At 48.2% G+C, this 12044-nt stretch carries 14 protein-coding genes and 1 tRNA gene; all 15 read right to left on the minus strand.

Annotated elements, in window-relative coordinates:
* Positions 1-7: 7 nt before the first annotated feature.
* The 15 genes from GF409_01155 to GF409_01225 all read right to left on the minus strand — a co-directional run bounded on the left by GF409_01155 (position 8) and on the right by GF409_01225 (position 12035).
* The gene (locus tag GF409_01155; GenBank protein ID MBD3425820.1) at positions 8-1069 is read right to left on the minus strand and encodes a threonine synthase; all 1062 of its coding nucleotides are present in this window, start codon (positions 1067-1069) and stop codon (positions 8-10) included.
* 8 nt (positions 1070-1077) lie between these two features.
* On the minus strand, positions 1078-2379 hold the full coding sequence (locus tag GF409_01160; GenBank protein ID MBD3425821.1) for a homoserine dehydrogenase: 1302 nt from the start codon (positions 2377-2379) through the stop codon (positions 1078-1080).
* Positions 2380-2432: 53 nt separating this feature from the next.
* Positions 2433-2510, minus strand: a tRNA-Pro gene (locus GF409_01165).
* Positions 2511-2522: 12 nt separating this feature from the next.
* Entirely contained in the window at positions 2523-3509 is a 987-nt protein-coding gene (locus GF409_01170) for an NAD(P)H-dependent glycerol-3-phosphate dehydrogenase (protein ID MBD3425822.1), read from the minus strand.
* Positions 3510-3764: 255 nt separating this feature from the next.
* A complete protein-coding gene (locus tag GF409_01175; GenBank protein ID MBD3425823.1) occupies positions 3765-4154 on the minus strand; it encodes a hypothetical protein in 390 nt (129 codons plus the stop codon).
* Between the two features lie 129 nt (positions 4155-4283).
* Positions 4284-4913 (minus strand): glycerol-3-phosphate 1-O-acyltransferase PlsY, encoded by a 630-nt coding sequence (gene plsY, locus GF409_01180; protein MBD3425824.1) that lies wholly within the window; start codon positions 4911-4913, stop codon positions 4284-4286.
* Between the two features lie 2 nt (positions 4914-4915).
* A complete protein-coding gene (der, locus tag GF409_01185; protein ID MBD3425825.1) occupies positions 4916-6259 on the minus strand; it encodes a ribosome biogenesis GTPase Der in 1344 nt (447 codons plus the stop codon).
* Positions 6246-6779, minus strand: a complete 534-nt coding sequence (locus GF409_01190; GenBank protein ID MBD3425826.1) for a CDP-diacylglycerol--glycerol-3-phosphate 3-phosphatidyltransferase — start codon at positions 6777-6779, stop codon at positions 6246-6248. Before GF409_01190 ends, der begins: the two co-directional genes overlap by 14 nt.
* A 95-nt stretch (positions 6780-6874) precedes the next feature.
* Positions 6875-7036: a hypothetical protein gene (locus tag GF409_01195; GenBank protein MBD3425827.1), complete on the minus strand. Its 162-nt coding sequence runs from the start codon at positions 7034-7036 to the stop codon at positions 6875-6877.
* Positions 7037-7068: 32 nt separating this feature from the next.
* The gene (locus GF409_01200) at positions 7069-7239 is read right to left on the minus strand and encodes a hypothetical protein (GenBank protein ID MBD3425828.1); all 171 of its coding nucleotides are present in this window, start codon (positions 7237-7239) and stop codon (positions 7069-7071) included.
* Complete coding sequence (locus tag GF409_01205; protein MBD3425829.1) at positions 7236-7415, minus strand: hypothetical protein; 180 nt, start codon at positions 7413-7415, stop codon at positions 7236-7238. The genes GF409_01200 and GF409_01205 overlap by 4 nt, the downstream gene beginning before the upstream one ends.
* Positions 7416-7524: 109 nt before the next feature.
* On the minus strand, positions 7525-8124 hold the full coding sequence (gene lepB, locus GF409_01210) for a signal peptidase I (GenBank protein ID MBD3425830.1): 600 nt from the start codon (positions 8122-8124) through the stop codon (positions 7525-7527).
* Positions 8121-9920, minus strand: coding sequence for an elongation factor 4 (gene lepA, locus GF409_01215; protein ID MBD3425831.1), 1800 nt, complete (start codon positions 9918-9920; stop codon positions 8121-8123). Before lepA ends, lepB begins: the two co-directional genes overlap by 4 nt.
* Positions 9921-9942: 22 nt before the next feature.
* Positions 9943-11367 (minus strand): phosphoglucomutase/phosphomannomutase family protein, encoded by a 1425-nt coding sequence (locus GF409_01220; GenBank protein MBD3425832.1) that lies wholly within the window; start codon positions 11365-11367, stop codon positions 9943-9945.
* A 26-nt stretch (positions 11368-11393) separates the two neighbouring features.
* The gene (locus GF409_01225; GenBank protein ID MBD3425833.1) at positions 11394-12035 is read right to left on the minus strand and encodes a ribulose-phosphate 3-epimerase; all 642 of its coding nucleotides are present in this window, start codon (positions 12033-12035) and stop codon (positions 11394-11396) included.
* Between the last annotated feature and the right edge of the window lie 9 nt (positions 12036-12044).

The raw sequence follows: 12044 nt of genomic DNA on the forward strand, positions 1-12044 counted from the left end.
TATATTCTCATATCCCCACCGCCTTAACGACTTCCTCCAGTGTCGGATCCACGACAACCGGATGTTCAAGACACTTGATGGCCCTGTCAGGATCCTTCAGTCCGTGTCCGGTCAGAACACAAACTATATCCTTCTCCGGACCCGAGGGATTTTCAGGAAAATAACCTTCTTTTGCCTTCTTGATGACTCCCGCAACGCTGGCCGCCGAAGCAGGCTCGACAAAAACACCAACGCACGCCGCAAGGGTCTTGTAAGCTTCAAGAATCTCATCGTCGGTGACCTTTTCAATAAGCCCGCCTGACTCATCCCTTGCCTCTTCAGCCATTTTCCAGCTGGCCGGATTGCCTATCTTTATAGCTGTAGCTATCGTCTTCGGGTCCTTTATGGGATGTCCGTCAACAATGGGAGCAGATTCGGCCGCCTGAAAACCTATCATTTTAGGGAGGCTCTCAATAATGCCCTCTTTTTCATATTCCTTGTAACCCTTCCAGTATGCGGTTATGTTGCCTGCGTTGCCCACGGGCAGCGCATGATACGCCGGAGCATGCCCGAGTCTGTCGCATATTTCGAATGAAGCCGTTTTCTGGCCTTCTATCCTGTAAGGATTAATGGAATTGACCAGGGTGATCGGATACTTGTCGGTCAATTCACATACTATTTCAAGAGCCTGGTCGAAATTGCCTCTGATAGCTATGACATCAGCTCCGTGAATAAGCGCCTGGGCAAGTTTACCGAGAGCGATGGCTCCCTCTGGTATGACCACTATGCACTTTATCCTTGCTCTCACGGCAAAAGCGGCAGCCGAGGCGGAAGTGTTACCGGTAGAAGCACACGCAACGGCTTTCGAGCCTTCTTCGACGGCCTTGGATACGGCCATGGTCATCCCCCGGTCCTTGAAGCTGCCGGTCGGGTTCAGGCCTTCATACTTAAGCCAAACGTTATATCCCGGACCCACCATCTCCGACAAGGGATCTGCCTTTATAAGAGGCGTGTTCCCCTCCTCGATGCTGATGATCGGCGTTCTGTCTGTCACCGGCAGGTACTTCTTATATCTTTCGATTACTCCCATTTCCACCTCTATTCTTCAATACGGATGACCACTGTTCTATCCGTAACGAAATCCATGCCGTTGATTTTGGATATGGCCTTCTTCATGCGGCCTTCTTCAGCCCTGTGGGTCTGTATGATGACTGGGACCGTCTCTCCCTGATTCCTCTCTTCCTGAGATACACTAGCGATGCTGATCTGATGCTCGGCAAGGACACTGGATATACCGGCCAGCACGCCCGGCTTATCGATCACGGAAAAGCGCAGATAGTACGATATGGCCAGTTCATCCATGGCTTTGACCTTCTTTTTGCCCGAAGCATAGTCCAGCGCGAAGGGTTCACTGTTATCCCTGCCAAAGTAAGACAAATGTCTTGCTATGCCGATAATATCTCCCATTACCGAACTTGAAGTAGGTTTACGTCCCGCGCCTTTACCGAACAAAAGCGATTCTCCCAGAAGGTCGCCTTTTACAAAAATAGCGTTGTCTTCCCCCCTGACATCCGAAAGTAAATGTGACAGAGGAAGCAGAGTTGGATGAACCCTTAACTGCACACCTTCAGGAGTGTCCTTGGCAATAGCCAGAAGTTTAACCCCGTAACCCCATTTCATAGCGTTCTTAAGGTCCTGCGGAGCTATATCAGTTATCCCCTCGGTATACACGTCCTCGGGTCTTACATCAAGACCAAAGCCCAGAAGCGCCAGAATGGCCAGCTTATGAGCCGAGTCTTTGCCGCTTATATCAAGTTCGGGATCCTTCTCGGCTATTCCCTTCTCCTGGGCAACCTTCAGCGCCTCTTCGAAAGAGCATTCGGTATTCACCATACGGCTGAGTATGAAATTAGTGGTCCCGTTAAGTATACCGTAAATGGTACTGATATTGTTGGCCGCGAGACTTTCTTTAAGGGTCCTGATGATGGGTATGCCTCCACCTACACTGGCCTCGAAACTGACGAAGACCCTGCTCTCCCCGGCAGTGGTCAATATCTCTTTCCAGTGTTCCGAAAGAAGGGCCTTATTGGCGGTAACTACGTGCTTTTTGTTCCGGATAGCTTTCATGACAATATCCTTGGCCGGATGAACCCCGCCTATAAGCTCAACGATGATATCTATCTGCTCGTCATTTAAAAGTTCGTCCGCATTTGAAGTGACTACCTCGACCTTGCCCCGGTCTATACCATCGAGCGCTTTTTGATCCTTGTCGCATACGCCTTTTATCTGCAGGGAAACGCCGGTCCTTTCCTGAATTATCCCTCCGTTGGAAAGAACGGCGTCGTACACGCCGCTTCCTATGGTTCCCAGGCCGATCAGGCCTATCTTAACAGGCTTCATGCCCACTCCTTTTATCAGTTATTAGTTCATCTGCGCTCGGCACCAGAAAAAAATGGTCGGGACGGCCGGATTCGAACCGGCGACCCCAAGTCCCCCAGACTTGTACGCTAACCAGACTGCGCTACGTCCCGACGCTGAAAAAATTAACCGTAATCTTCTTCTTTCGGATCCCTGGTCATAAGCTCCTTGACCGCGACTCCGGGATCCTTATGTTCGTAAATGATCTGATATACCTTTTGGGTTATTGGCATTTCAACTTTGTATTTGGCGGCAAGGTCGTTCGCCGACCTGCAGGTCGCCATGCCCTCTACGACCATCTCTGTTCCAGAGAGAACTTCGCCAATATCCGCACCCCGGCCAAGCTGTTCACCAAACCACCGGTTCCTGCTATGGGAGCTTATGCAGGTCGTGGCCAGGTCCCCTATACCGCTGAGTCCGCTGAAAGTCATTTGGCGGGCTCCCATCTTCACGCCCAAGCGGGTTATTTCGGCAAGCCCCCGGGTCAATATGGCCGCTTTGGTGTTCGTCCCGAAACCGAGCCCGTCTGAGATTCCCGCCGCTATGGCTATGATGTTCTTCAAAGCGCCCGCCAGTTCAACACCGGTAACATCCTCTGACGTATAAACCCGGAACCTCTCAGTCGTGAACAGGTTCCTGAGATCGATCTGCCCTGTACCATTACCCGCGACCACGACCGTGGTCGGCACCTCCCTTGCCACTTCGAACGAAATACTCGGCCCTGAAAGAACATGTATCCTGCTCGCGTCAAAATATTCGGCCAGGATCTGTGAGGGCCTCTTCAGCGATGTAGTCTCTATACCTTTTGTCGCGCTTGTGATATATACGAACGGCGCGCCCTTGAACCGGTCTGCGACCGAACGCAGATATTCGCAGGGCACCGCGAAAACACAGTATTCCGAATCTTTGGCGACCTCGTCGTCCGAGGTTATTTTAAGCTCATCGGGAAGAGGTACACCTTTCAGAAATTTGGTATTTTCACGCTTTTTCGACAGATGTTCGGCGTATTCGGCCGAAACGCTCCACAAAAGGGTATCATGTCCCTTCTTCGCTAGAAGACATGCCAAAGCGGTACCCCATCCCCCATCTCCTATAACACTGACTTTAGCCATGATTAGTTCAGAAAAGTTTAACATATATGATATTAATAGTCAATATGATGCTATATTGCTGTAAAAATAAAGGAAGGAGCGGCAACACACCGCCCCTTCCTTTTCGGAGGTAGGACCACACACTATGTGCAGTCTTCGGGAATTATCTCTTCGTAGCAAGTTCGGTTATCATGATCTGGCACTTTATCAGGTTCAGCTTCCACAATGCGAAAACAACTATACCCAAATGTGCCAGTTTGTCGATAACATGTTTCATCAGAACCTCTTTTTCAAAAATTTACCGTCCCTCTTGATCTCACCTAATATCTGTATCCGTATCTCGTTAACATACACAATGGAATAAGCCGTGTTCTCCTTGATAACAAAGAATTTCCCTAGCACCTTGCAGACTATCATGTTCTGCCCGGTTTTTTCATCATAATGCCTGAGTATATGGCAGTTCTTTGCAGGACGCCTGTTCTTCTGCAGAGCAACCCAGGCCTTCAGTTCTTCCTGTATATCGGAAGTATATGAATCCTTAATAAAATATTTGGTTATCCATTTTTTAGCGATCCTGGATCTGGTACTATCCGTGATCTCCTCAATGGACACTTCGTGTTTTCTGGGATTATTCCCGCTGATATTTTTATATACTACCTCTTTCATCAAGCACCTTCCATGCTTCCTTAACGACTTTTTAAAAGTTTTGAATAACTTTTCTAAAAAAATAGTATCCTTTTGTAAATACTAACTATTATTAGTATACCCTAAATTGAGGAAAAAGCAAGCCTTATATTACTGACTTTTTTTTACCTTAACTATTCGGGTCTCCTCCCCCCTGAGGAGGCGCTGGATATTTTTTCTATGCGCATAAACGCCAAGAATGCATAATATGCCGCTGAAGATCACGAAAACAAGGTCCTGGCCGGTAGCCAGAGCAAGCACAGGCAGTGCTATGGCTGCAGTTATGGATGAAAGAGAAACATATTTCCAAACAGCGAATACGATCCCCCAGATAACCAGACTGCCGAGCAAAATCCCCGGATGTAATCCCGCGATAACGCCGGCTGTCGTGGAAACACCTTTTCCTCCCTTGAATCTAAGATAAACCGGCCATATATGCCCGATTATGGACGCTCCTCCGGAAAGGACGAGCATGAGCTCGGCGGGACTACCGGAACCCCGGAAAAGGTCAAAAAATAGAACGGGTATTACCGTGACACCCACAAAACCCTTGGCAAAATCAAGAATGAACACGAAGATGCCCGCCTTTTTGCCCATTATCCTGGCAAGATTGGTAGCGCCGACATTACCACTTCCGTGCTGCCGGATATCAACCCCGCGGAAGAGCCTGGCCAAAATATAAGCTGTCGGTATCGCCCCTACTAGGTATGCTGTTATAACTGAAAGAACGGTCCTTGCCATGATCACCTCTTTTTTGCGTTGTTTATCCTAACCTTGATCGGTATCCCCTTTAGCGGCAGGTTCGCTCTGAGCTGGTTTTCGATGTAACTGATATGAGAAGGAAGCACCGCATGGGGATCGTTAACGAAATATTTGAACTCAACGGGCCTGCATCCGCTCTGCACGATATATAGAAAGTTCGGCCGTTTTTTCTTCCTGGGAATGGGAACCTGGGAAGGATCATTCTTCTTGAATATCCTGTTAAGATACGGCGTAGAGGCCTCCAGATCAAGATTCGAATCCAGAACACTTGCCATCTCAAGACTGCGCAGGACGTTCCTGCCTGACCTTGCGGAGATGAATTCAAGAGGGAATTTACTGAGCTCGTTGGCCGCGTACAACAGATGCTTGGCATACTCCTCCATCGTAACTTCCTCAGCCTTCTTGGAGAGGTCCCATTTATTTACAAGCACAAGGGCCGCTTTACCCGCTTGGTCTATAAGCTTGAGAATGCCCAGATCATCCTTTGTGACCCCGCAGGCCGCATCAAGAAGCAGAAAAACCACATCAGCCCTTAAGATGGATTCTTTCGAGCGCATGACACTGTAAGTGTCAACAGCAGTCTTTATCTTTCGTTTGTGGCGGATGCCCGCAGTGTCTATGAGTAGATAATCCTCTCCCTTGTATTTGAAATGCGTGTCGATCGAATCCCTGGTAGTGCCCGGAATATCGCTGACCAGCACACGGTTCCTGGCAAGAAGGTTGTTAACGAACGATGACTTTCCCACATTAGGCCTTCCCACAACAGCGACCTTTATTATCTTTTCCGGATTCTCCATGTTGCGCATAAGATCAGCACTTTTAAACGACTGCGCTATCTTTTTCTTGAGAGCCTTGATGCCCCTTCTGTGAAGACAGGAGATATTGATCGGTTCACCGAAACCGAGCTGGTAAAATTCAAAAGCATGGGTTTTAAGCTTATCATTATCGGTCTTATTGGCGGCTAAAATGACGGGCTTGCCAAATTTCCGCAGGATGAGCGCCACTTCTTTGTCCATCGCGGTCGCGCCCGCGATGGTGTCAGTCACAAGGATTATCACCGCGGCCTCTTCCATGGCCCTGTATATCTGCTCCTTGACCGGCTTGGAGAATCCGTCGGTATCGGCGGACAGATATCCGCCGGTATCAACAAGCTTGAAATGAGCCCCCTCTACGGTAATTATCGCCTCCAGTCTGTCACGGGTGGTCCCGGACTGTTCGACGACCACTGCCCGCCTCTCGCCAAGCAGACAATTAAACAGAGATGATTTCCCCACGTTGGGACGCCCAACTATGCAAATTGTGGGAACGGAATTATAGTTTTCCATTAACGTAATTCGATCCTATTCTGATGTAGTCAAGCCCCGAAATGACGGTTATCACTACTGTTATATTCCATAACCAGCTGGCATGGACGAATTGGACCAATAAAGCTATAACGGTCATCATCTGAAAGACGGTGGTGAGTTTCCCGATAAAAGTGGGCTTGATCTCAATATGTCCGGCAATTATATGTATGAGAGCAACTCCCAGCAATATTATAACGTCACGGGATATGACCACTATAGGCACGTATGCCGGCATCTTGAGATATTCCGGCAACCCTGAAACAACACTGAACGAGACAAAGGCACTTCCTATCAGCATCTTATCGGCAATAGGATCCAGGATTGCTCCAAGGCGCGTCTGTTCTTCTCGCACACGCGCCAGATACCCGTCAAGGGCGTCAGTACAGGTAGCGACAAGAAATACCAGAAAAGCCAGGTTCAGCCGGTGATAAAGGATAGTCGTTATGAAAACCGGAACTAGGACTATCCTGAAAACTGTAAATCTGGTGGCCCAATTCATTTCCTCAACCTTCCGAATTAATTTTTTATAGCATAGCGTATATTACAAGTCAAGGAAACAGTATCGGCCAGAGCAAAAGGCTTTCGGTTTTCTGTTTAATGCGCTTCAGCCTTGTTATGCGGATTCATGCTGTGGGTGTTAAAGGTCATCAGGACGCCGAACTCTTCGTTACCTCGCAGATATTCTCCGGCAATATGACAGGCATCATCTTCGTCATACGCATCGCAAACGATTTCTATAACTGTCTTGTATTTCATCTACCCCCCTTTCTGCGAATAAAGTGTTCCGGTCAATCATCGGCGATAACACGGTAAAGCGCCGTCACCTGGTCACGGTAGAACCTGTTATATACATCGGTCAGCGCTTTCTTGCTTACGTTACTTGCCATCTTCTTTCGGATCTTGTTGCTTTTCCGCGAGCGATTCGGCATGTTACATGAATGAGAATATTTTTTCTTCATGATCGGTCAGCCCCCTCCTTTCTCTGAAAGATCACCTTGCCGTTATTATCCACGATAAATGCCACTTTGTCCCTGCTCTTTATCCTGAAATACTCCTGAAGGGCTTTCGGTATGAATATCTGCCCCCTGTCAGATACCGTGGCATAGAACCTGAACCTTGTTTTGCCTTTTCCCATTTATTTATCTCCTTTTATAAATAACAAGTATATAGCAAGTATTAATACTTGTCAAGTATCTTACAAAAAAAGGCGGGTGTTGATTTTATGCCCGCCTTTCTTTTGGTGACTAGTCGCCTTCCCTAATGAGCCGGATGCGCTTTAGGGGCCAGTGTATAAGGAATGCTTTACCCACGAGGTTATTCTCAGGAACGAAACCCCAGTACCTCGAATCCATTGAATTTGCGCTGTTGTCCCCGAGAACGTAAAAGTATCCTTCGGGAACGTGAACAGCCTCTCCCTCGGTACCGTATTTTCCCTTGTTGTAATAAAAAATACTCCTGAGCGGTCTCTTTGAAACTTTCTGGTCGTCCACGAATAGTTCTCCATCAGTTATCCGCACCGTCTGGCCTCCTTCGGCTATGAAACGTTTGACCAGATACTTCTTTCTTTCCACGGGTGATGTGAATACCACTATATCGCCCAGTTCAGGCTCCCTTACATCAGGAAGTCTTATATTTACAAACGGTACGCGCGCGCCGTACAGGAACTTGTTCACGAATATGCGGTCACCAGGTTTCAATGTTGGGTACATCGAATTAGACGGTATCTTAAAGGGCTGGACTATAAATGTCCTTATGAACATCGCCAGTACCGCCGCTATCAATATAGGCTTGATCCATTCTTCCCACCAATAAAGCCATGTACTTCTGTTAAATTCTAATTTCATGAAATCCTCATCGCTTTCAGAAACGCTTCTTTAGGCACATCGACCTTCCCTATCCTGCGCATCTTTTTCTTCCCCATTTTCTGTTTTTCCCAAAGTTTACGTTTTCTTGTTATATCACCGCCGTAACATTTTCCGGTAACGTGTTTTTTCAGGGCGGATATGTTCTCCCTTGCAAGTATCTCCCCTCCGACCGCGGCCTGAAGCGCTACCTTGAAAAGATGCTTGGGGATGGTCTCTTTCAGTTTCTGAACCAGTTCCAGACCCATCCGGCGAGCCTTGTCCTTGTGTACGATGGCCGAAAGCGCATCACACGGAACCGAATTTATCAGTATCTCCAGTTTAACGATATCCGCTCTGCGATAGCCGATAACCTCGTAATCCAGAGATCCGTATCCCTGAGTGGAGGATTTTATCTTGTCATAGAAATCGATTATGATCTCGGCTAGGGGAAAATTATACGTAAGCTGCACCCTGGTCGGATCCAGATATTTTGTGCTAACGAATTCACCCCTTTTACTCTCACAAAGCTTCATCAGAGCCCCTATCGAATCGGAGGGAGCGAAGATATAACACCTCACGAAAGGTTCCTCCACGTATTCTATCGTCTCTCTCTGAGGATATTTAGTAGGGTTATCTACCTCTATCAACTCTCCGTCTGTCAACCTCAACTTGTAGTTCACGCTCGGAGAGGAAGCAATGAGATCGAGGTTGAACTCTCTTTCCAGGCGTTCCTGTATGATCTCCATATGGAGCAACCCCAAGAACCCACAGCGGAATCCGAAGCCCAGGGCTGCGGATGTCTCCGGCTCATATATGAATGACGAATCCGAAAGCCTGAGCTTCTCCATGGCGCTTTTCAGGTCTTCGTAATCCTCGTTGCTTACAGGATATATACCGCTGAAGACCATAGGCTTTACCTGTTTATATCCGGGAAGCGGCTTCTTCGCCGGTTTTACCGCGTCGGTTATCGTGTCGCCAACGACGACTTCCTTGGCTTCCTTGATATTGCACACGATATATCCGACCTGGCCGCAGTCAAGTTTCTCGACAGGCTGTTCCTCCGGGGTGAAAACCCCGACCTCTTTTACCTCGTAGCTTGTGCGCCTGTTCATCATCTCTATCTGCATGCCGCTGCTTATCTGGCCGTTCATGACTCTCACGTAAACGATAACACCCCTGTACGTATCATAAGACGAATCGAAAATGAGCGCCTGAAGAGGTTTATTTCGCTCGCCTGTCGGCGGGGGTATCCTTTGAACTATCGTCTCAAGAAGCTCCGCGACACCCGTGCCTTCCTTTGCGCTTATGTGCAGGATCTCATCCCGGTCAACACCTGCTATCTCCTCCATCTGTTTGGTTATTTCTTCTATTCTCGCGCTTTTGAGATCTATCTTGTTAATAACAGGTATGATCTTAAGCTCGTGTTCCATCGCGAGATACAGGTTAGCGATGGTCTGGGCCTCGACGCCCTGCACCGCATCGACGACCAGAAGAGTTCCTTCACAGGCGGCTATACTTTTGGAAACTTCATATGAAAAATCAACGTGACCAGGGGTATCAATCAAGTTCAGCAGGTAGGCCTCTCCGTCCCCGGCCTTGTAGAGTATCCTGACCGCGCTGGACTTGATGGTTATACCTCTTTCTCTTTCAAGGTCCATATCATCCAGGAACTGGTCGCGGAACTGCCTGCCGGTGACGGTATCTGTAAGCTGTATTATCCTGTCGGCAAGCGTGCTCTTACCGTGGTCGATATGCGCTATAATACAGAAATTCCTGATCCTAGAAAGGTTATCCATAATCTATCTTCTCTTGTCGCCGTCAAAGCAGTTTTGAAGCGTATTTTTTGCCGAATTCGATGTATTCCAGTGATCTTTTCTTTGAATGTGTTTCACTGTATATCCTCAGCTTAGGCTCTGTCCCGGATAACCTTACCAGAAGCCAGCTTCCATCTTCACATATGAATTTCGTGCCGTCGGAATCGTTGATGTCAACGACTTCCTTGTCCAGCACTTTCTCGAGAGGATTATTTTTTATCCCTTTCACAAGTTTTTCCCTTTTCGATCCGGGAAAAGCCATGTCATTCCTCTCATAGACGAATCTCCCGTATTTTGCATCCAGTTCGGCTGTTATCTCGGAGAGTTTTTTCTTCTCGGCAATAAGCAGTTCCAACACCAATAACGCCGACATGAATCCGTCCCTGTCCGGGATGTATCCTTTGAAAGCGACCCCACCGGTCTCTTCGCCGCCTATAAGAATATCCTTTTCCCTCATGATATCACATATGTATTTGAAACCCACGGGGGTCTCGTAAGTTTCAAGTCCATATTCTTCGCTCATTTTGTTGATAAGACCTGTTCCACATATAGTCTGCACGACACCGCCCCTCATCTTCCTGTGCCTCAAAAGATGTAATAGCAGTATCGCCATGACCTTGTGCCCTGAAAGCAACCGGCCTTTCTCATCAACAACGGCCAGCCTGTCACTGTCACCGTCGGTGGCAAGACCGAGATCATATCTGCCGCGCTTGACCTTTTTGACGAGCTCGCCCAGGTGATGTTCGTTGGGTTCCGGGGCCCTGCCGTGAAAACCCGGATTGATCTCAGAGTACATGAAGTCAAGCTTGATGTCCGTGCCCTTGAGGATTTCCTTGAGATACGTCTGACCGGTACCGTTCATGGAGTCGACCAGAACGTTTAATTTCCCCTTTTTCAAAAGGCGCATATTCGCGTAATCCCTGATAACGCCAAGGTGCATTTTTACGATGTTATCAAGCACTATCTTTTTCTTTTTCACCGCCTCCTCGAAAGGCATGGTCTTCACTTTGGATTTGTTAAGGCGCTGCTCTATCCTGTCTATGATGTCGCTGTTGGCAGATCCCGCGAAAAAACCCTTGTATTTTATTCCGTTGTATTCAGGAGGGTTATGGCTTGAGGTAACGATGACTCCCCCGGTGAGTTTCTTCTGATCTATGTAAACGCACACCGACGGTGTGGGGCTCGGCCTGTCGGTTAAATAGGTCTTTATCCCGTTAGCTGCGAGCACACAAGCTACGGTCTTGGCATATTCGTCCGAAAGGAACCTCGTATCATAACCGACAACAAGTCTTCTTTTCTTGTAAACTCTCTCTCTGCGGGACTTCACGAAATCCGCTATCGCCTGCGCGACAACCGCAACATTATCAAAAGTGAACTCCTTGCTTATAACCGCCCGCCATCCGTCTGTACCGAACTTGATCTTCGACATCTACTCTCCTCCTCTTTTTCGCGTATTCACACCCTCAGCGACTTTATCGCCTTGGAATAATCTCCGGACCCGAAAACATAAGAACCTGCAACAAGTACATTGGCACCCGCTTCAACCGCCCTTTTAGCAGTAATATCATTGATCCCGCCGTCGACCTCTATATATCCCTCGAAACGGTTCTTTATATGCTGCACCTTATCCAGCATCTCCTCCATGAAATCCTGACCCCCGAATCCCGGCTCCACTGTCATTACCAGCACCATGTCAACAAGCCCGAGATAGGGTTCGATACTGCCAACACTGGTGCCCGGTTTCAAGGTCACGCCGGCCTGTTTTCCTCTGTTCCTGATCTTTTCGATGACCCCGCGGGGATCATCGGTAGCCTCCACGTGGAAAGTGATAAGATCGCTCCCGGCATCAGCGAATTCATCTATAAATCGCTCCGGCCTGTCGATCATAAGATGCACGTCAAAACAAAGGTCCGTGACAGGTCTTATCTTCTTAACAACAGGCGCGCCTATAGTAAGGTTGGGAACAAAATGCCCGTCCATGACATCGACATGGACCCAGTCAGCCCCAGCGCTTGCTATATCCCGTATTTCTTCGGCAAGCCTGCTGAAATCCGCCGATAAGATGCTCGGCGCGACTAATAACTTGTTATCTGCCATTTTTTTGCC

Source organism: Candidatus Omnitrophota bacterium (assembly GCA_014728045.1).
Lineage (GTDB): Bacteria > Omnitrophota > Gorgyraeia > Tantalellales > Tantalellaceae > WJMH01.